The organism is Paenibacillus sp. FSL M7-0896, from assembly GCF_037975415.1.
Lineage (GTDB): Bacteria > Bacillota > Bacilli > Paenibacillales > Paenibacillaceae > Paenibacillus_AQ > Paenibacillus_AQ silagei.
In genome coordinates this window covers 3,905,124-3,925,659 of the sequence record NZ_CP150250.1, presented here as the reverse complement: position 1 = coordinate 3,925,659, position 20,536 = coordinate 3,905,124, and the positions used below count along the sequence as shown (strand labels likewise).

Sequence of the window (20,536 nt, the reverse complement as noted above, 5' to 3'; positions counted from 1 at the left end):
AACAAAAAGTAGCGGTTTTCCCGGTTTGGGGGAGCCGCTACTTTTGTTTTTTTTCAGGTCAGGAGACTCATAATGGACTAAATCCGGCAATAAAATGAAGCAAAGGGCTTCAGTTACGGCATCTGAGGGCTTACCCAAATTTATTTCTACTCTAACAATCAACAAATGCCCAGAACGTGCATACACTTGATAGTGAATGATTGTATGGAGGAGGTTCAAAGATGTCATTAAGCCATAAACGTCAAACAAGGGAGATCATTACGAAGGCAATTTGCGGCAAAGGTCGTAAGTTCTCTACAGCAACCCATACCGTGACTCCGCCACATCATCCGACTAGTATTCTGGGGGCTTGGATCATTAACCACCAGTACGAAGCGGTTGCCGCCGGGAACGGAATCGAAGTAATCGGTACCTATGATGTGAACATCTGGTATTCGTACGACAAAAACAAGCAGACCGAGGTTGCCAAGGAAACGGTCTCCTATGTGGAGCTTATTCCATTGTCGTACCTCGACCCGAGACACCGTGCTTCCACGGCACAGGTCTCTGCGGAGGCAACGCAGGAACCCAATTGTGTGGAAGCCGGGGTATCGCCGGGCGGAGGCAGTGTGACACTCCGGGTGGAACGCGAGTTCGATGCGGAACTGGTGGCTGAGACCAAGCTCCGCGTGTTTGTCAGTGATCAGAGTGACGATCTGGAAGACAAGGATTATGATTTTGAAGGCGAGAACTATGATTACGATGATATGGACCCTGACGCTCTGGATGATGAGCTCTAGGAAGGAATGCGCCGCTGCCTGAAGTACTGTGTGGGTTATGATCCATTATATGATGAGAGGGCAGCGGCGTAGAGGGCGAATGCCCTCTTTTTTTTAAAATATATTTTTTTTTTTGAATGGTAAGGATGTAGGCTTCATGCTGTTGAGTATCCTTCAAGGCGAAATGAAGCGGAGGGGGATGCTGGAGCTGGAGAAGCGTCATTCATCAGGAATATTAAACAGGGCAGCGTTCGAATGTTCAAGTGTAGTGCGACAGGGTCTTTGTAAGGATGATTGTGTTATTCCATTTGATAATTTGGGGGTCAGGCTTCCTCAGCGTCTTATCGCTCAAAGGGTATTGTCCGGTAACCGGATGGTGCGCGAGGGGATACGGCCCTGAGGAATTTCGTATGGGCGGAGGCATTAGACATGAATGAAGGGTTGAACGTATTCCGGCAGCTGGCGCCAGAGCAGATCGAACGCAGGCTCCGGCGCTGCGGGATTGAGGCCGACTCCATTTCTATAGGCAGAGGGTCGCGGCGACAAGATACAAGAGACACCCAAAACCACTCGGATGGACAAGACCCCGCAAGCTACAGACAGCATTACCGCGTGCTTATTTTCAATCTGGCCGTGCTGGACTGCCAGCCGCTTGGAGCGGGAGCGGCTATGGGCGGGGGGCTTGGGGCTGGATGGTTGGGTGGGAGTGGCAGGGGAAGAGTTGGAGAGCAAGGGGAGAATGAGAGTGGTGGGGTAGGAGTTGGAGGGCAAGGCGGGAATGGGAGTGAGGGAGTAGGAGCTGGGGGGCAAGAGGAGTATGGGAATGGTGGGGGAGTAGCTGGGGGGCAAGAGGAGGATGGACGTGGTGGTGGAGGAGTCGGGGGGCAAGTCGAGTATGGGAGTGGTGGAGTTGGAGTTGGAGGGCAAGAGGAGAAAGGGAGTGGGAGGGTAGGAGTTGGAGGGCAGAGAGAGTATGGGAGTGGTGGAGCAGGAGCTGGGATGCAGGGTGAGTATGGGAGTGGTGGTGGAAGAGTTGGAAGGCAGGGTGAGTATGGGAGTGGTGGAGTAGGAGCTGGGGGGCAGGGTGAGTATGGGAGTGGAGGGGGAGAGTTTGGCAGTTTAGGTGGAGGGAGAAGTGAGTTGAGGGGGTCTGTGGGGGTTCTGCGGACCACTGCGGTACGGGCGCTGTATAGCCTGGGACTGGATAGCGGCGAGGTGGAGCTGCGGGCCATGGGCGGGCGGCGGTATATGGTGACAGGCATCACTCCGGTGCTGCCTGATCCCGCAGGAGCGCTGCCTGAGCCGTACCGGTCAGCATCCGCAGCGCTTGCGCGGATGCTTGACAGTGAGCAGCCGGGCCGGCCGGGGCTGCTCATGGGCATGGACCCGGAGTTCCTGCTGCTCCGGGAATCCTCGGGCCGCGTCGTGCCGGCGTCGCGGTACCTGCCCATGGACGGCGTCGCGGGCTGCGACGCCGGACCCCCGGGAACGCGCGGCGTGTTCCCGGTGGCGGAGCTGCGCCCCGCGCCGCGCGGGGAACCGCGCGCGCTGCTGGCGCAGCTGATGTCCGCCGCACGCGAGGCGGACCGGCTCATTGCCGACCGCTCGCTCTGCTGGCGGGCGGGAGGTATGCCGCTGCGGGGCTGGGCCCTCGGCGGCCACCTGCACTTCAGCGGCGTCACGCTGTGTGCGCCGCTCCTGCGCGCGCTAGATAACTATCTGGCGCTGCCCTTGTTCCTGCTGGAGGACATCCGGGCTGCGGCCCGGCGTCCCCGCTATGGCGTGCTCGGCGATTTCCGCCCTCAGCCGCATGGCGGCTTCGAGTATCGGACCCTGCCGAGCTTCCTGGTCTCCCCGGTCATCGCCAAAGGCGCGGTCTGTCTGGCTCACCTGATCGTGAGCCATTATGAAGACCTGCCGCTGCGCCCGCTCGACCGGGAAGACCTGCATGCCGCCTTCTACAGCGGCGGCAAATCTCCTCTGCGCACAGCCTGGCCTCCCCTGGAGGCGCAGCTGCGCGCACTGGGCGGCTACGCAGCCGCCGCCCGGTGGATTGATCCGCTGCTGCGCGCCATAGCGGAGCAGCAGAGCTGGGATGAGTCGCGGGATATCCGCGGCTCCTGGGTACGGAGCGCCCCGCCGGACTCCGGGGCGCTGCCTTCCGGGCGGGCGGATGCATATCAATAGAGCCCGCCGCCCGTCAAGTCCCGATAGCCGCCAGTTACAGCTTTCCCGCGCCGCTAGGTATGGGAAGCTCTAACTATGGCGGCGCTATTTTTTAACAAACAATCGTACTCATATACTCCGCTCAATTACTCTCAATTTCTCTAAATTTCTCTAAATTACTTAAGTTACTCAACCAATCATCCCCTTCAAACGTGCGCCCATTCATGAAACTTCGTTCGAAGTGAACATTCAGCCATAGGTGTATTCTGTACAACTAAACGCACTCCAAAAGAAGCTTTTTCTCTTCTAAGTGTAGTCTGTACAACTAAATTTGCCCGAATGGCGTGAACCCGAGTACAGATGGATTTTTAAATGTACAAACTACAACTAAACGGATCATTGGTAGGACATCGGACACTTTAGTTGTACGAAATGCAATTAAGCATACCACTGTAGCTTGTATATAAAGGGGACACAGAAGAACCTCAGGATGCGGTTGGTCAAACTGCTGTTCGTTACTTCCACTAATAAAAATCTGACGTATTCTTACCAGTGCAAGTTACTATTCTAATCCCGCTATCGCAACTATATGGGTCTGTTGAAGTAATTAACGAAGTGATTAACAAAGCTGATTATCTGAGTGATTGTATTTACTGCAGCAGAATCGCCGTTTGCCAGCGCCGAGATCCATTCTGATGTAGTTCGTACATTAGATTTCTGGGATTTGGTCCGAAAACTCTCCTTTTAAGGATTTCTAATGTACGAAGTGCAACAGATCCTATTTTTCAGACAATTACAGGGCCATCTAATGCACAAACTACAATAGAATAAAAAACCTGCCAGGAACTCTCATCACCATACCTGACTATGCTTGCCTGAGCCTCCGTCACCATATTTCGCACTCACACAAGCATCCGCATTTGCCACTCCGCACTCGCACTCGCGTATACGCATCTGGACCAAGTATTTTCACCTGTATTCCCACCACATATAGCCCGCACTCTGACCAAACATTCTCAGCCGCTCTTACTGCTCACCCACATCCCATACTGATTTTATTGACCAACATTCTTCCACATACACATTACACTCGCATCCCCCCAATTTACTCACGCTCCCCACATCCTTGCCCCGCCCCGCATTCCGCCTCACTCAGCCCCTAACACTCGCATCCCCCAAGTTACTCACGCTCCCCACATCCTTGCCCCGCCCCGCATTCCGCTTCACCCCGCCCTTACACCCGCCCCAACATCTCCACATTCCTCCCACCCCCCAACCAATATATCTCCCACACTCATTCCACACTCCCCCCACAAACCCCTAATCCCCAAGCGCCAGCCCGCCCGACATCCCCTTGAATACCCCCACCAACTTTTAGCAACCTTTGCGGGCGTGCCGGGGGTAACCCGGGGAGCGGAGTTTCTGCTATAATAGAGAACAGTATGAAGTAGGTATGGAGGTAGACGATGGCAAACTATACGCCGATGATTCAGCAGTATCTCAAAGTCAAGGAAGGGGCGAAAGACGCTTTCCTTTTTTTTCGTCTGGGCGATTTCTATGAAATGTTCTTCGAGGATGCCCTCTTGGCATCCAAAGAGCTTGAGATTACATTAACAGGCCGCGACGGCGGGGTGGGCGAGAAAATTCCAATGTGCGGAGTGCCGTATCATGCCGCCGAGGGGTACATACAGCGACTTATCGAGAAGGGCTACAAGGTGGCGATCTGCGAGCAGCTGGATGATCCTGCGGTGACTAAAGGGATGGTCCGCCGTGATATCGTCCGGGTCGTAACACCGGGTACGGTAATGGACGGCAAGATTATTTCGGACAAAAGCAACAACTACCTCGTCTGCGTAACAGAGGAAGACGGGATGATGGCGCTGGCCGCCTGCGATTTGACGACAGGTGAGCTGTATGTCACATCGGTACTCGCAAGCACCGAGTGGCTGCGCGATGAGATTGGCATCTACGAGCCTGCGGAGATTATCGGGGATTCAGCCCTGCTGGAGGAGCTGCGCAGTGAAGCTTCCCTGTTGGCCAAGCCTGTGGTCTATACGCCGTGGGACAAGCAGGAGGAGGCGCTGGCCCGCCGCCAGTTCGGCGAAGCGGCCTGGGTCCGGCTGGAGAAGGAGCGCTGCCGTGCCCTGGCGCTGCTGATCTCCTATTTCAGCGAGACCCAGCGCCGTTCACTGGGACAGCTTACCCAGATTTCTCCTTACGAGCCGGGGAATTATATGATTCTCGATCCGTTCACCCGGCGTAATCTGGAGCTGACCGAGACCGTGAGGGAACGCTCCAAAAAAGGCTCGCTGCTCTGGCTCCTGGACCGCACCGAGACCTCGATGGGCGGCCGCCTGCTGCGCCGCCGGATCGATAAGCCGCTCTTGCAGCGCGCGCCGATTGAGCGCCGTCTGGAAGCCGTCGACTATCTGTATAACCAGTTCATCGTCCGCGAGGATCTGCGCGGGGCGCTGAAGGAGATCTACGATCTGGAGCGGCTGGTCGGGCGGATTGCCTTCGGCAGTGCGAACGGGCGCGATATGAACGCACTCAGGCTGTCCCTGGCCCAGATTCCTGCGCTGAAGGAGATGTGCCTGACCTCTGGCTCTTCTACCTTAAGGGAGATCGGTGCGTCTATGGATGAATGCGCGGAGCTTCGTGAGGATATTGAACGGGCGATTGTGGAGGATGCACCGGTGTCCGTGCGTGACGGCGGAATCATCCGCGCGGGCTACCATGAGCGTCTGGACGAGCTGCGGGAAGCCAGCAGCAGCGGCAAGCGCTGGATTGCTGAGCTTGAGGCGAAGGAACGCCAGGTGACCGGGATCAAATCCCTCAAGATCGGCTATAACAAAATTTTCGGTTATTATATAGAAATTACCCGTTCCAATCTGTCCTCGCTGCCGGAAGGCCGCTATGAGCGCAAGCAGACACTGGCTAATGCCGAGCGGTATGTCACCCCGGAGCTGAAGGAGAAGGAAGCGCTGATCCTGGAGGCCCAGGATAAGATGACAGATCTGGAATACAGTCTGTTCACCGAGCTGCGCGAGCGGATCAGCAGCCAGGTTCCGCGCCTGCAGGCGCTGGCCGAGAAGGTGGCGGAGATTGATGTGTATCAGTGCCTCGCAGCCGTCAGCGCGGAGCACCGGTTCGTGAAGCCGAAGCTGTCCGACAGCTACGATCTGCGGGTTGAAGGCGGACGCCATCCGGTCGTGGAGGCGGTGCTGAAGGATTCGGCATTCATTGCGAACGGCAGCACACTCAGTAAGGACGAGGGGAATATCCTGCTGATTACAGGACCGAACATGGCCGGCAAAAGCACGTATATGCGCCAGGTGGCGCTCATCTGCATCATGGCCCAGATCGGCTGCTTCGTGCCTGCAGCCAGCGCCGAGGTGGCGCTGATCGACCGCATCTTCACGCGGATCGGTGCAGCCGATGACCTGATCGGCGGCCAGAGCACGTTCATGGTCGAGATGGCAGACATTCAGGTCATGACCGAGAAAGCAACCGCTCGCAGCCTGATCATCATCGATGAGCTGGGCCGGGGGACCTCGACCAGTGAGGGGATGGCGATTGCCCAGGCGGTGATCGAATATGTGCATGATACCATTGCCTGCAAGGCACTGGTATCCACACATTTCCATGAGCTGGCCCATCTGGAGCAGAGCCTTAGCGGTCTGCGGAATTATTCGATGGCGGTCCAGGAGAGCGGCGACAAGGTGAACTTCCTCCGCAAGCTTGTGCCGGGAGCTGCGGACAGCAGCTACGGGATCTATTGTGCAAGGCTGGCTGGATTGCCAGAAGGAATTATTGACCGGGCCTACGGGCTGCTCCAGAGCATTGAACAGGCTTCTCCGCCGGGCGCCGCAGCGCTGAATTACGGTACGGGTTACAGTAACCGGAGCGGGGGCGGAACGGTTATACAGGAGCATCAGGCTACCGCTGCGCAGACGCCGGATGCCGGACAAGGAGCTGCCTCAGGCAGCCACTCCTATTCGGCTGAACGCACCGCGCAAGCTCCAGTACATCCGGACCCGTATTCCGAAGCAGCAGCTTCTATGGCTGCCGGACAGCGGGAGGCTGCCGTATCCCTTGCTTCTCCTGTAGAGGAAGAGGACAATGAAGTGGTACAGTTGTCTATCTTTGGCGAGGAAGAGCCGCGCAAGAACCGCAAGGGCGGAGCCGTGGCACCTGCCGTCAAAGACAATCCGCTGCTCAAAGAGCTAATCACCGCCGTGCAAGGCGCGGATCTGATGAACATGACCCCGCTGCAGGCGATGGGCCTGCTGAATGAGCTGAAGCTTAAGGCAAGGGAGCTGTAGTTCAGCGGAACTGCTGCCGTTGAAGGTGTGTTTAAAACCGAATACGATTTGCTGTTACAGCGGAATAAGTAGCAAATATATGTGAAAAACAGCATACATTGTGCTCGCAAGCAGACACACGGCCCGAATATATGTGAAAAACAGCATACATGGTGCTCGCGAGCAGGCACACGGCCCGAATATATGTGGAAAACAACATACATGGTGCTTGCAAGCAGGCATATGGCCTAAATATATGTGAAAAACAGCATACATTGTGCTCGCGCGAAGGTAATCTTATTCATCCGTTAGAATGATTATCTCTCTGATACGGTACGTCCTTTAAAAGGACCGCAAAGGACGGCAATGCCAGTTCTACTTGTTCAAATAAGGCTTTTACAGTCCGTTTTTTACAGTCCGTTAATGTTCAATATTATCTATAAAATAAATACATGCGGGGTGAACGAATATGGCTAAAATTCATGTGCTGGATGAGCATATTGCCAACCAGATTGCTGCCGGGGAGGTAGTCGAGCGTCCTGCTTCTGTGGTGAAGGAGCTGGTCGAGAACGCAATCGATGCGGGCAGCACCCGCATTGAAGTCTCTGTGGAAGAGGGGGGACTGCAGAGCATCCGGGTGAAGGATAACGGCTCGGGGATCGAGCCGGAGGACTGCGAGACCGCCTTCTACCGCCATGCGACCAGCAAAATTGCCAGCGGCCGTGATCTCTTCCAGATCACCAGCCTTGGCTTCCGTGGAGAAGCGCTGGCGAGTATCGCAGCGGTATCGAAGCTGACCCTGCTGACCGCCAGCGGAGACGATGGTAAAGGGCGGGTGCTGGACATCGAGGGCGGAAGGCTGATCCGTAATGAAGATGCAGCTTCCGGCAAAGGCAGTGACCTTACCGTGCGGGAGTTGTTCTATAATACGCCTGCCCGTCTCAAGTATATGAAGAGCATCCAGACCGAGCTGGGCCATATCTCCGATGCCATGTACCGGATGGCCTTGGCCCATCCGGATATCTCCTTCACCCTGCAACATAACAGCAATCAATTGCTGCATACGCTGGGCAACGGAGACCTGCTGCAGGTAATTGCCGCTGTGTATGGCACCTCAGCCGCCAAGGCTATGCTCCCGGTGTCGGCGGAAGATCCGGACTTCCGGATCTCCGGCTATATCAGCCGTCCCGAGTGGACACGCTCGAACCGCAATGCGGTGACGACGCTGGTCGGGGGCCGTTACATCCGCAGCAACGGGCTGAACGCGGCGATCATGCGCGCTTACCATACGCTGCTGCCGATTAACCGTTATCCGCTGCTGGTCCTGAAGCTGGAGATGCACCCGTCACTGGTGGATGTCAACGTGCATCCGGCCAAGCTTGAAGTACGCTTCAGCAAGGAACCTGAGCTGTACGGGTTCATAGAGCAGCAGCTCCGCTCGCTGCTGATGGGCCAGAGCCTGATTCCGCGCCCCACCAAGGAGATCATCGGCGGCAAGAACAGCAGCTCCTTCATTCAGGAGCAATTCGCCTTCTCCAAAGGCGCAGCTCCGGGCAGTATTCAGCAAGGTACGGAAGCGGGCGGTGCGGACAAGTCAGCAGATCCGCGCAGCTACGGCCAGGGAATGCCTGGCGGTGCTGGCGTCGCAGCGGGCAACCAGCTGCCTTCCAGCGGAGGGAGCGGCGCTCCGTTCTCTGGCAGCGCTGGTCGATTAACCGGCCCTGCCGCTGGAGGATCTTATGCTGCTGCCCAAGCATCCGGGAATACCCAGCCTTATGGCGGCAGCAATGCACAGGAGCAGCAGCAGGCCAGAGAGACGGCCGCTGCATACAGCGGCGGGAACGCCACCCAGGGTTCATACCGCCAGCCGTCCTCCGGCCCCCGCGACAGCTACCGCCCCCAGGCAGCTATGGCTGGCCGGGGGCAGCAGCCGGCAGCCGGGGAGCTGTACGCTCCTGCGGAGCAGAGCGGCACTGGTCTTCCACAGTTTCCCGAGCTGAATTATATCGGCCAGCATCACGGAACCTATATTATCGCCCAGAATGACAGCGGGCTGTATTTGATTGACCAGCACGCTGCGCATGAGCGGGTGAATTATGAATTTTATTATGAGAAATTCGGCAAGCCTGAAGATGCCTCACAGGAGCTTTTGCTGCCGATTACGCTGGAGTTCACGCCTTCGGAGAGCAGGCAGCTTAGCGAACGGCTGCACTGGTTCGAGCAGGCGGGGGTTGTGCTTGAGCATTTTGGCGGGCAGACCTTCCTGGTCCGTTCCTTGCCGTACTGGTTCCCGGAAGGGGACGAGAAGGCGGTAATTGAAGAGATGGCAGAGTGGGTCTTAAGCGAACGGTCGATTGACCTCGCCAAGCTGCGCGAGAAATCCTCTATTCTCTGCTCCTGCAAGGCTTCGATCAAAGCCAACCAGAAGCTTACAGAGCTGGAAGTGGAATCGCTCCTCACCCGGCTCGCGGCCTGCCGCCAGCCTTATACCTGCCCGCATGGACGCCCGATCGTTGTGTCGTTCTCGGCCTATGATCTGGAGAAGCTGTTTAAGCGCGTTATGTAGTGGCTATATTGTACATTTATTGAGTGCAGAACGGAGGCAACATGATTATAACGACGGGCTTTGACCCGATACCGCAAGTGGTGGCCCGGGCCCGGGAGCTTGCGGACCGCACAGGCTGCGCCTATGCTCCGAGAGCGAAATTCTCGATGAGCAAGCTGGTGGAGCATTACGGGGACGAACAGATTCTGGTAGTTTTGCAGGAGGCCGTCCGGCTGATTACGCCGGGAATGCCGCCGATGGAATTCCATCCCAGCATGGGCTTTGTCCGCGCCAAAAGAATCTTAAGAGGCGAGCCGGACCCTATGATCGATGCCGCAGGCATGCTCCCCGGCGACAGCGTGCTGGACTGCACGGCCGGACTCGGAGCGGATTCGCTGCTGTTCGCAGTCACCGGAGGGGAGACCTCCAAGGTGACGGCACTGGAGAGCTCGCTGCCGTTGTATGCTCTCCTGCTGGAAGGGATGAGCGGGTATGTCTCTGGCCAGGTGAAGGTGAACGAAGCGCTGCGCCGTATTGATGTGCAGCACGGGGACCATCTGGAATACTTGCGGGCCCAGCCGGACAAGAGCATCGACATCGTATACTTCGATCCGATGTTCCGGGTGCCGCTGACGGATTCGGCGGCGATCTCGCCGCTGCGGCAATTCGCGAATCCTGCTGCATTGTCAGCTGATAGCGTGGCTGAGGCAACCAGGGTTGCGCGCAAGACGGTGCTGCTGAAGGAGAAGGCACTGAGCGGAGAGTTCACCCGGCTGGGCTTCAAGGAGCTGCTGCGGGCCAATGCCAAAACATCGTACGGGGTGATTACCATTGACAACTAAGAAGAAACGCAAAGTGCTTGTACTGCTGGGTCCGACAGCGGTCGGCAAGACCAGACTGAGTCTGGAGCTGGCCGAGGCTCACGGAGCCGAGATCATCTCCGGGGATTCGATGCAGGTCTACCGCGGGATGGATATCGGTACGGCCAAGATCACGCCTGCCGAGATGAAGGGCATTCCCCATCATCTGATTGATATTCATGATCCGCAGGATGCCTATTCCACAGCTGAATTCCAGGAGCAGGGAGCACGGCTGATTGAGGAGATCAGCGCGAGGGGCAAGCTGCCTTTTATTGTGGGCGGTACTGGACTGTATATTGAGTCGTTATGCTACGGCTTCCGCTTCTCCGAAGCGGTGGCTGACGAGGCTTTCCGCGAGCAGCAGGAGGCCTACGCCGAGGAGCATGGGGCTGATGCCCTGCATGCCCGTCTGGCAGCGGTAGACCCGGCCAGTGCGGAGCGGCTGCATCCCAATGACCGCAGGCGGATCATCCGCGCGTTGGAGATTTTTCACCAGACGAACGTCCCGTTATCCGACTCGCTGGCCGGCCAGAACAAGGAGTCTCCCTATGAATTATGCCTGATCGGTTTGACAATGGACCGGAAAATACTATATAAACGTATTGAAGAGCGAATCGATCAGATGCTGGCGGAGGGCCTCGTGCCTGAGGTGCAGCGGCTGCTGGATCAAGGCTACGGCAGGAGTCTTGTGTCTATGCAGGGTCTGGGCTACAAGGAAATTGCCGCCTACCTGGAGGGGGAGATGACGCTTGAGGAAGCCGTGGTGCTGCTGAAGCGTGATACCCGCCGGTTTGCCAAGCGGCAGTTGTCATGGTTTCGCCACATGAAGGAGATTCAGTGGATTGACGTCCTGGAGAGCCAAAACTTTTCTGAGAATTTTGCGAAATTAAATGGTATAATAGCAGGAAAGTTTCTTACAGGTCTTGAATATACTTCTGAACAATCTAATTGAACCATTGGGGGTACGTCATATGAACAAGTCCATTAATATTCAAGATACGTTCTTGAACCAGCTGCGCAAAGAGAATATCCCTGCTACAGTATATTTGACCAACGGCTTTCAAATCCGGGGAATTATCAAAGCGTTCGACAACTTCACCATTGTCATCGACAGTGACGGGCGCCAGCAGATGGTGTACAAGCATGCGATCTCCACATTTACGCCGCAGCGAAGCGTATCACTGATGCAGGACAATAACAGCGAGAATTAAGATTTTACCGTCTTGAAGCGAAACCTTTTTGTTTATAAATCGTTTGAATAGAGAGTGCGAGAGAGCAACCTGAGAAGGTTGTTCTTTTCATTCGTGAACATCATTTACGTTTTTTCCGTTAAGGGAGTCAGGAGGCAGTATGTCCAGAGACCAGTTAACCCGGAGCGGCGGCAACAGAAACAGAGGAAGTCAGCCGCCAAGCTCCCAAGGGAAGCCGAAGAAAAAAAAGAAAAGATTCTTAACCAAAAAGCGTGTACTGTGGAGTTTGTTTTTTTCAGTTGCGCTAGCTATTTTTTGTGCGCTGGGCGGTTATTTGTTCATCATGCTGAACGGGCAGAAGCTGCTGGATGAGAACAGGGACAAGCTGACGATCAATCCGCCGACACAGATTTTTGACCGGAACCGGAACCTGATCGGAGAGCTGTCATTGGAGAAAAGCGATCCGGTGGAATATGAGGATCTTCCCCAGATGCTGGTTAAAGCATTCGTAGCCACCGAGGATAAACGGTTCTTCGAGCATAACGGGGTGGATCTCTGGTCCATCGGACGCGCGGCCGTTAAGGATATTGCGGCCCGCAGTATGGTAGAAGGCGGGAGTACAATTACCCAGCAACTGGCGAAGAACATCTTTCTGAACCGCGACAAGACCTTCTTCCGTAAGGCGACCGAGGTGTCGATTGCCGTTGCACTGGAGAAGCAAGAATCCAAAGAGAGTATTATCACGATGTATTTGAACCGGATTCCGTTCGGCGGAACCACTTATGGGATTAAGGCCGCTTCCATCCGTTATTTCGGGGAAAGCGATCTGAATAAACTTGAGCTTTGGGAAATAGCCACTCTGGCTGCAATGCCCAAAGGGCCGTCCCGCTATAATCCGTTGCGTAACCCTGAGCTGTCGAAGGAACGCCGGGGCGTAGTGCTTCAACTCATGTATGAGCAGAAGCTGATTACCAAGGAGCAGATGGACGAAGCGAAGGCCGTGGATTACAACTACAAGCCGCCTGAGAAGAAGCAGCGTTACCAGGCATTCATTGATTATGCGATTGGTGAGGCTGAGGACAAATTCGGGCTGACCGAGGATGATCTCAATATCGGCGGGTATAAGATTTATACAACCATGGATAAGCATGCCCAGGAGACGATCGAGGATGCTTTTGCCGACAGTGATAACTTCGAGAAAAGTGTGGACGATGAGCTGGTTCAGGGCTCAATGACCATTGTGAATCAGGAGAATGGCAGCGTTGTAGCCTTGATGGGCGGACGTAATTATGAGAAAAAAGGCTACAGCCGGATCGATGGCAGCCGCCGCTCACCGGGTTCTGCCTTCAAGCCCCTGGTATCCTATGCACCGGCACTGGAATCCGGCAAATTCACGAATGATTCCATGCTGAGCAATGAGAAGCAGTGCTTCGGCAAATATTGTCCGAACAATCTGCACGGGTACTCGAAGTCGATCAGCATGGGCGATGCGCTGACGAAGTCGGAGAATATTCCGGCGGTCTGGCTGCTGAATGAGATCGGTGTAAATACCGGCTTCCAGTTCGCCAAGAAGCTGGGGATCAACCTGAAGGATGAAGACAAGAACCTGTCGCTCGCCCTCGGCGGGATGAGTGAGGGAACGAACACGATGGAGATGGCCCAGGCCTACAGTGCGTTCGCCAATGGCGGAGAACTGCGGGAGGCATACTCCATCAAGTCTATAGCTGACGCTGATGACAAGACCGTCTACAAGGCGAACACCAAGGCAGACCGTGTGATGAGTGAACAGACGGCCTATCAGATGACAGAGATGATGCAGCGTGTTGTACAGGACGGTACAGGTAAAAAAGCAAAAATTAACCGTCCGGTAGCCGGTAAGACCGGTACAACACAAAGCGGATATAAGGGCATCAGCTCGAACCGTGATGTCTGGTTCGTCGGCTATACGCCGGAATGGACGGCAGCGGTATGGATGGGCTACGACAAGCCGAGCAAGACCCATCTGCTGAAGAACAGCAGTCCGCTGGCCGCTGCCTTCTGGGGCAAGGTCATGGAGAAGGCGCTCGAAGGTGTGCCTGCCAAGCAGTTCCCGGTACCGAAGGGCGCTGCTGTAGAGGTAGAGGCTACGCCGACGCCTGAAGCGGTATCGGCGGTAACGGGCTTCCAGGCTGCGTATGATCCATCCACGATGACGGTCAATATGAGCTGGAATCCTGCTGCGGCCAGCGGTGTAGAATACCGTATTTACCGCCGCGAGACGTCTGAAGCAGACTTCACCCCGCTCATGAACACCATGGCCTCGAATATCGGGGACATCAGTGCGATGCCGGGACTGTCTTACGAATATTATGTTACTGCATATTATCAGGAACTAGATCAGGAGAGCGAGCCTTCTGAGACTATAACGGTGTCCGTTCAGGATGAGCTTCAGACCCCTGAGCCAGAGATGACGCCTGACCCGAATCTGCCTACGGATAACCCCGATAACGGCGGCGATTCCGGAAATGGAGAGAACGGCGGCAATCCGCCTGACAATGGACCTGGGAATAACGGATCAGGTAATAATGGTCCAGGCAATCACGGTCCAGGTAATAACGGCAATGGTCAAGGAGGGGATAACGGCAGCGGAGCAGCCACAACCCCGCCTGAGATGACACCGCCGCCTGCGGCTGCCACGGCAGAGCCACTACCGACACCGGAGGCGACGACCGGTACTGTCGATCCTGGAATCATCCCTGACCCGAATGCCGGAACCGATCCGGCAAGTGATCCGGGCAGCGGTTTTGTTGAAGGACCCGGCAATGTACATTAGACTGACTTGAAGTCAAATTCATAGCATTAACGATTACCCTGACAGCTCCGGGAGCTCTGCGCTATGCAGAATTGCCGGATGTCGGGGTTTTCTTGTTTTGAGTGTCTCTGCAAAATGTGTTAAGCTGAATGCACCATTATCAGAAGAGGGTTATTCATATGAAACGTAAATTCGGAGACCGGGCCAACTGGCGCAGGATTACCCGCCGCCATTTTGCCTGCCGCTATGTGGAGACCCGGGAGTTCAGCGGTTATATCACACTCTACACTATATACGGGCTGAAGGAGCCGCTATGGAAGAGTTACGGCAGGCATACATACCGCATTGCGGACAAGGGATATTCATGGCTGCAGTATTTTCCCAAGGACAGCCACTATATTGTGACGGCCATGTTTGATGAACGGCAAAATATTGTGCAGTGGTACATTGACACCTGCAAGGTCCAGGGCGTGACCGATCAAGGGGTTCCCTGGTTCGACGATCTGTATCTGGATGTTGTAGTGCTGTGGAATGGTGAAGTATTTCTGCTGGATGAGGATGAGCTGGAGGAAGCGCTGGAGCGGGAAGATATCACGGACAGTGATTATCAGTTAGCCTGGTCAACAGCCAATTCAATTCTGCGTGCGATAGACGCTCATGCCTTTCCGTATTTCTCCCTTTCACTGAAGCATCGTGCCGAATTGTTTCATCACGGAGAATTTAGGAGGAAGTAGATCATGGATTGGTATGTCTACCAACGGGGTTCATCCCCGATCCGCAAAGTGTCGCGCAAGCGCCGCCACCGCACGAAGAGGGTGCTGCTGGTCTCGCTGCTGGTACTGATTGTGGCCGGATTCATCTGGTGCGGAGTAGTCTTTAACAGAATTAACAGTGCAGCAACCACCTCGCCCATGGTGAAGGCGGACGCCGGAGTTATTCTGGGGATGTCGATGTGGGGCGATGAACCGAGCCCCGGGCTGAAGGAACGGCTGGATTATGCGCTTGAGCTGTATAAGTCTGGTGCATTCAGCCATTTTGTTGTCTCTGGAGGGCTGGATCAGCCGGAGTATAAGTACACGGAAGCCGAAGGCATGCAGAGGTATCTGGTTGCCCATGGAGTACCTGACAAGGTGATCTATCTGGAGGACCAGTCTACCAGCACTTACGAGAACCTGCTGTTCAGCAAGACAGTCATGCAGCAGGAGGGATTGTCTTCAGCTGTCGTGATTACCCATGATTTTCATGGCCGCCGCGCCTTGGAGACTGCGCGTAAGCTGGGGTATAAGAACCCGGAGCTTGGCGTCACGGAGTCTAAAGTGATGTCGATGCTTAAGTATAAGTCCCGCGAGATTCTGGCCTACACCAAATGGAAATTGCAGGAGCTGTCGCTGTAAATCTGCTAATTTCCAAAACTGCTAATAACGCCTTTTATACTGGAATAGACTGGTTAGAGCAAGTCAGACCTGTATAATGAGGTGAACTAGGTGAACGGACATGTAGCGGCGGCAAGCAGCGGACGGGAAGAACGCAGACCGTCCAGGCAGATTAACATTGTGCTGAATAATCAGGCTCCGGCCCCGGTGTCCGGCTTGCCGGCTGATAGCGCAGGCGGCACGGCAGCTCCCAAGCCCGGCAGCCATAGCGGACTGTTCCAGGAGCTGAGCCGGGAGCTGGATGCACTTGTAGGTCTGGATAACATCAAAGAGCTGGTCTTCGAGATCTATGCCCTGCTGCAGGTGGCCCAGATGCGCAGTGAAGCCGGACTTGCCACCGGAGGCCAGGCCTACCATATGGTATTCAAGGGCAATCCGGGGACTGGCAAAACCACGGTTGCACGGATTGTGGCGAAGCTGTTCCAGCGGATGGGTGTGCTCAGTAAAGGGCATCTGATTGAAGTAGAGCGCGCAGATCTGGTAGGCGAATATATCGGACATACTGCCCAGAAGACGCGGGATCTGGTGAAAAAAGCGCTCGGCGGTATTCTCTTCATCGATGAAGCTTACAGTCTGGCCCGCGGCGGAGACAAGGATTTCGGCAAGGAGGCCATCGACACGCTGGTCAAATCGATGGAGGACCACCGCAGCCAGTTTGTCCTGATTCTGGCCGGGTATTCCGGCGAGATTGACTATTTTCTGATGAGCAATCCGGGCCTGCCCTCGCGGTTTCCGATCCAGGTTGAATTTCCCGATTATACCATCGACCAGCTGCTGCAGATTGCCGAGCTGATGGCCAAGGACCGTGATTATATTTTGATGCCGCAGGCCATACTCAGACTCAAGCAGCATTTGCTTATGGAGAAGACAGAGAGTCTGCATGCTTTCAGCAATGCAAGATATGTACGCAACAGTATTGAGAAGGCGGTACGCGCACAGGCTGTGCGGCTCTTGAACCAGTATGAGAGTACAAGTCCGGGCAAGCAGGAGCTGATGACGCTGCGGACCGAGGATTTCAAAGGATAGTCCAGGAAGAATAGATGAGGAGCATGGAATGAATGGCAACTACAACACATGACACAGAGACAGAAGTGCAGGACCGGGCGATTCTTGTCAGTCTGGTGACTGACAAGATCAAACGTACCGGGATTGACCCTGAGCTCTCGCTTCAGGAACTGGTACAATTAGCAGAGACCGCCGGGGTAGAGGTTCTGGATGTACTGCGGCAGAATAAGGAGACCCCGGATTCCAGGTGGTTTATCGGTAAAGGCAAGGTGGAGGAGCTTCGGATGGCCGCTGACGGGCTTGGCGCGAATACCGCGATCTTCGATCAGGAGCTGTCCGGGGCGCAGGTGCGTAATCTGGAAGAGGCGCTGGATCTCAAAATCATTGACCGTACGCAGCTGATTCTCGATATCTTTGCTGGACGGGCAAAGACCAGGGAAGGGATCATCCAGGTAGAGCTGGCCCAGCTGTCTTATCTGCTGCCGCGCCTGTCCGGGCAAGGCAAGAATCTGTCGCGTCAGGGTGGCGGAATCGGTACGAGAGGTCCCGGAGAGAGCAAGCTGGAGACGGACCGCCGGCATATCCGTGAGCGGATTACAGAGCTGAAGCGCCAGCTGGATGAGGTGGTCAAGACCCGTGAGCTGCACCGTGAACACCGCCGCAAGAGCGGTGCGGTTCAGGTGGCACTGGTAGGCTATACCAACGCGGGCAAATCCACGCTGCTGAAGCAGCTGACCGATGCCGATGTGTACATCGAGAACCAATTGTTCGCTACCCTTGACCCGACTTCGCGTGTGCTTCAGCTTCCGGGCAGCAAGGAGGTCGTGCTTACGGACACCGTCGGCTTCATTCAGAATCTGCCGCATGATCTAGTAGCCTCCTTCCGCGCTACGCTGGAGGAAGTCAATGAAGCCAATCTGGTGCTGCATGTGGTGGATTCCTCTTCTCCGATGCGTGAGGAGCAGATGGAGGTCGTTCAGACGATTCTGCAGGATCTGGGCGCGGCAGGCAAGCCGCAGATCGTATTGTTCAACAAAATCGATCTGTGTCAGCCGGAGCAGCTGGAGATGCTCCCGACCGGTGAAGGCTTCCTAAAGATCAGTGCTTTTAATGAGGAGGACCTCTCACGGATCACGGAGATCATCAACGATCAGCTGGCCGGGGATACTCTGATCTTCCGCATTCCCGGTGACCGCGGGGATCTGTCCTCTCTGCTCTACCGGGTGGGCGAGGTGCTTGAACAGGATTATGACGGAAGCGATGTACTCTATAACGTGAGACTGAATAAAGAGGACTACGATAAATGGAGCTATAAGCTGGCTGAATTCGTGGAGCCGCAATAATTGCTCAGCTGAACCGTTTGAAACTGACTTGGCTGGTGAGAGAGGAAGCATCTATATCAACGCATTGCAACAGTCTGCTTTGGAGATTGATCCAGGCAGGCTTTGCTGTGCGGGTTTTGCCTGATGCAGAAGCGAGGCCTTATTATACACAATGTTAGGAGAGATGAAGGGAACATGGCAGGATTTGCAGAGGATTTATTACAGGCAGCGGAAGCTGCAGAGCTAGAAATCGAAGGTGCGGTCAAGGCGCTTGACCGGATTGTGGATCATAATCAGTGGAAGGTGATCGAAGCCTTTCAGCGCCAGCATGTGAGTGATTTTCACTTCGCGGGCTCTACCGGATATGCTTACAACGACCGGGGGCGTGAGGTGCTGGATTTGGTCTATGCCGAAGTATTCGGTGCAGAAGCGGCGCTGGTCAGACCGCATTTCGCTTCAGGAACTCATACCATATCTACCGCTCTGTTCGGTGTGCTGCGGCCCGGAGATGAGCTTCTGTACATTACAGGACGTCCCTATGATACGCTGCACAAGGTAGTTGGCAAGCCAGGAGACGGGACAGGCTCGCTGGCGGATTTCGGTATCGGCTACCGGGAGACTGCGCTGACAGAAGAAGGTAAGGTTGACTGGGATGAGGTCGCCTTAGCGATAAATGACAAGACCAAGGTGATCGGAATCCAGCGTTCGCGCGGCTATGACTGGCGTTCGTCCTTCACGGTCGCTGAGATTGGCGAGATGGCAGCACGGGTAAAAGCTATTAAGCCGGATGTCATCGTATTCGTGGATAACTGCTACGGAGAATTCACCGAGACGCTGGAGCCGCCGCAGGTTGGCGCTGATCTGGTCGCCGGTTCGCTGATCAAGAATCCCGGCGGCGGGATCGCTGAGACCGGCGGTTATATCTGCGGCCGCGCAGATCTGGTGGAGCTGGCGGCCTACCGCCTGACAGCCCCAGGAATCGGCGGCGAGGTAGGGGCGATGCTGGGCACAACGCGAGGCCTGTATCAAGGCCTGTTCATGGCCCCGCACACGGTGGGACAAGCCGTGAAGGGCAGTATTTTCGCTGCGGCGGTGTTTCAGCGCTGCGGCTTCATCACCAAGCCTGCCTGGCATGAGCCGCGTACGGATCTGATCCAGGCGGTGGCTTTTGACGGACCCGAGCATCTGATCGCCTTCGTACAAGGTATCCAGCGCGCAGCAGCGGTAGACAGCCATGTCGTGCCTGAGCCTTGGGACATGCCGGGGTATGAGCATCCGGTCATCATGGCTGCCGGGACATTCATCCAGGGCGGAAGCCTGGAGCTGTCAGCCGACGCGCCCATCCGCGCACCGTATATCGGATACATGCAGGGAGGATTAACCTATTCTCATGTCAAATACGGCGTGTTAATGGCCTTGCAGAGTATGAGGGAGCGCAAGCTGCTGTAGTTCTCGAACACATAGGAGGCAGAGGCCGATGTACGAAGCAGAAGCAATCGAGGGATTGTTGCAGAAAAGGAGTGCGGACAAGGCTCCACTAGTCGTCATGATGTGCGGAGTAGCGGGTTCGGGCAAAACGACTTTTGCGCTTAAGCTGGAGCATGAGGGGTTCGTCCGGCTGTCCATCGATGAGGATATCTGGAGTACATATGGCCGCTACGGGATAGATTATCCTGAGGAGGAGTACGAATCCTTGAAGGAACAGTCGGAACGCAAGCTGCGCAAAGAGCTGGTGCAGCTGGTTCAGGCGAAGCGTCATGTGGTGGTGGATTTCAGCTTCTGGCAGCGGCAGCGCCGGGATGATTACAAGCATCTGATCGGGGAGTATGGCGGGAAATGGGCTGTGATCTTCCTCAAGGTACAGCTTGAAGAGCTACGGCGGCGGCTCCTGTTAAGAAGCGAGCGGATGGATGCCAATGCGGCATTCACCATTACCGAGGAGATTCTGACCCGTTTCCTGAACGGATTCGAGACTCCGGCTGGAGAAGGGGAATGGGTCGTTGAAGCGTGACATGCCATGAAACATGTACAGTAAGCCTTTAAGGCCCCCGCAAAGCACCTATTTCGTCATCGGAACTAAAGCCCTGTTATGTGGGCGGATTTTGCCTGCGGATTGCTCTTTGTGATATACTTCGGGGAACCAAATCCCATGCATCGGACAC

14 protein-coding genes are annotated in these 20,536 nt (G+C 55.5%); all 14 read left to right on the top strand.

What is annotated here, in order from left to right:
- Positions 1-221: 221 nt before the first annotated feature.
- The 14 genes from MKY12_RS16775 (at position 222) to MKY12_RS16710 (ending at position 20,385) form a co-directional block, all read left to right on the top strand.
- Positions 222-779, top strand: a complete 558-nt coding sequence (locus tag MKY12_RS16775; RefSeq protein WP_076085230.1) for an outer spore coat protein CotE — start codon at positions 222-224, stop codon at positions 777-779.
- A gap of 408 nt (positions 780-1,187) precedes the next feature.
- Positions 1,188-2,945 carry a hypothetical protein gene (locus MKY12_RS16770; RefSeq protein WP_339310016.1) on the top strand — a complete coding sequence of 586 codons (1,758 nt, stop codon included), beginning with the start codon at positions 1,188-1,190 and terminating at the stop codon, positions 2,943-2,945.
- A gap of 1,445 nt (positions 2,946-4,390) precedes the next feature.
- Entirely contained in the window at positions 4,391-7,249 is a 2,859-nt protein-coding gene (gene mutS / locus MKY12_RS16765) for a DNA mismatch repair protein MutS (protein ID WP_339248927.1), read from the top strand.
- A gap of 448 nt (positions 7,250-7,697) precedes the next feature.
- The gene (gene mutL, locus MKY12_RS16760; RefSeq protein WP_339310015.1) at positions 7,698-9,794 is read left to right on the top strand and encodes a DNA mismatch repair endonuclease MutL; all 2,097 of its coding nucleotides are present in this window, start codon (positions 7,698-7,700) and stop codon (positions 9,792-9,794) included.
- A 41-nt stretch (positions 9,795-9,835) separates the two neighbouring features.
- On the top strand, positions 9,836-10,615 hold the full coding sequence (locus tag MKY12_RS16755) for a class I SAM-dependent methyltransferase (protein ID WP_339248925.1): 780 nt from the start codon (positions 9,836-9,838) through the stop codon (positions 10,613-10,615).
- Positions 10,605-11,585: a tRNA (adenosine(37)-N6)-dimethylallyltransferase MiaA gene (gene miaA / locus MKY12_RS16750; protein ID WP_339248924.1), complete on the top strand. Its 981-nt coding sequence runs from the start codon at positions 10,605-10,607 to the stop codon at positions 11,583-11,585. Before MKY12_RS16755 ends, miaA begins: the two co-directional genes overlap by 11 nt.
- A gap of 19 nt (positions 11,586-11,604) precedes the next feature.
- Positions 11,605-11,844 (top strand): RNA chaperone Hfq, encoded by a 240-nt coding sequence (gene hfq, locus MKY12_RS16745; RefSeq protein ID WP_036724623.1) that lies wholly within the window; start codon positions 11,605-11,607, stop codon positions 11,842-11,844.
- Between the two features lie 139 nt (positions 11,845-11,983).
- Positions 11,984-14,635 (top strand): penicillin-binding protein 1A, encoded by a 2,652-nt coding sequence (locus tag MKY12_RS16740; RefSeq protein WP_036724624.1) that lies wholly within the window; start codon positions 11,984-11,986, stop codon positions 14,633-14,635.
- A gap of 158 nt (positions 14,636-14,793) precedes the next feature.
- Positions 14,794-15,348: a DUF402 domain-containing protein gene (locus MKY12_RS16735; RefSeq protein ID WP_036724625.1), complete on the top strand. Its 555-nt coding sequence runs from the start codon at positions 14,794-14,796 to the stop codon at positions 15,346-15,348.
- A gap of 3 nt (positions 15,349-15,351) precedes the next feature.
- The gene (locus tag MKY12_RS16730; RefSeq protein ID WP_339248923.1) at positions 15,352-16,008 is read left to right on the top strand and encodes a YdcF family protein; all 657 of its coding nucleotides are present in this window, start codon (positions 15,352-15,354) and stop codon (positions 16,006-16,008) included.
- Positions 16,009-16,098: 90 nt separating this feature from the next.
- Entirely contained in the window at positions 16,099-17,073 is a 975-nt protein-coding gene (locus tag MKY12_RS16725; RefSeq protein WP_209880048.1) for an AAA family ATPase, read from the top strand.
- Positions 17,074-17,105: 32 nt separating this feature from the next.
- On the top strand, positions 17,106-18,395 hold the full coding sequence (hflX, locus tag MKY12_RS16720) for a GTPase HflX (RefSeq protein WP_339248922.1): 1,290 nt from the start codon (positions 17,106-17,108) through the stop codon (positions 18,393-18,395).
- A gap of 174 nt (positions 18,396-18,569) precedes the next feature.
- Positions 18,570-19,823 (top strand): methionine gamma-lyase family protein, encoded by a 1,254-nt coding sequence (locus tag MKY12_RS16715; protein ID WP_339248920.1) that lies wholly within the window; start codon positions 18,570-18,572, stop codon positions 19,821-19,823.
- A gap of 28 nt (positions 19,824-19,851) precedes the next feature.
- Positions 19,852-20,385 (top strand): ATP-binding protein, encoded by a 534-nt coding sequence (locus MKY12_RS16710; protein ID WP_339248919.1) that lies wholly within the window; start codon positions 19,852-19,854, stop codon positions 20,383-20,385.
- Positions 20,386-20,536 lie beyond the last annotated feature (151 nt).